The 240-nt window shown below is 64.6% G+C and carries 1 protein-coding gene; it reads left to right on the forward strand.

The genetic code is table 11. From position 1 onward, the window contains the following. The coding region (locus EOB49_RS35805; protein WP_206526236.1) for a pilus assembly protein N-terminal domain-containing protein at positions 1 to 240 on the forward strand (240 nt) is incomplete at both ends.

A 240-nucleotide genomic window follows, 5' to 3' on the forward strand; every position in this document is an offset into this window, starting at 1 on the left:
TGTCGCGCCCCGCCGACACCATCGTGGTCGGCAACCCGGCAATCGCCGACGCTTCGGTGCAGGACGCTTCGACGATCGTGCTCACCGGCAAAGGCTTCGGCGTCACCAATCTGGTCGTGCTCGATACCGACGGCAGTCCCATCGTCGATGAGCAGGTTACCGTCGTGCGGCAGGCCGCTTCGTCGGTGCGCATCTATCGGCGTGCCGAAATCCAGACGATGTCCTGCACGCCCTATTGCG

The organism is Mesorhizobium sp. M7A.F.Ca.MR.148.00.0.0 (assembly GCF_003997735.1).
In the GTDB taxonomy this organism is placed as follows: domain Bacteria; phylum Pseudomonadota; class Alphaproteobacteria; order Rhizobiales; family Rhizobiaceae; genus Mesorhizobium.